The organism is Rhodopseudomonas sp. BR0G17, assembly GCF_010907025.1.
Classification (GTDB): Bacteria; Pseudomonadota; Alphaproteobacteria; order Rhizobiales; family Xanthobacteraceae; genus Rhodopseudomonas; species Rhodopseudomonas palustris_H.
In genome coordinates this window covers 1-414 of record NZ_QUML01000185.1, presented here as the reverse complement: position 1 = coordinate 414, position 414 = coordinate 1, and the positions used below count along the sequence as shown (strand labels likewise).

Here is a 414-nt window from a genome sequence, read left to right as displayed (position 1 = left end):
CAATACGCCTACGAGGATCGGATCGCCGAGCTGCGCGCCAAGGTGGACCGCACCACCAGCCGGCAGTTGCTCGATCAGGAACAGTTCGACAAGAAGCTCGAGCAGATCATGCGGCGGCAGTCGCTACTCGAATCCCGCGCCGGTGCGCTCGGCGCCCTGCCCGACGTCGCGATCACCGGCAGCATCAAGCCGACCCGCACTCCGTCGTTCGACAGTGAGGCGACGACCGCTCGGCCGAAGCCGTCGCCGATCAACGACACGGTGATCTTCGTCGCTCCTCCGGACCGCGAGGCACGGCTGCAGTCCCGCACTACGCCGGCGGCAGCGGAACGGCCACCGACGCAATATGCCAAGGCGCAAGGCGTCGAAACGGTGCTGACGCGGCTGCAGAATTCGCTCGACCAGGTCGAGAAG

General features: G+C 66.7%; 1 pseudogene. It reads left to right on the top strand.

The window, feature by feature from the left end:
* Nucleotides 1–414: pseudogene (locus DY467_RS25795) on the top strand (M23 family peptidase); the annotation flags it as partial.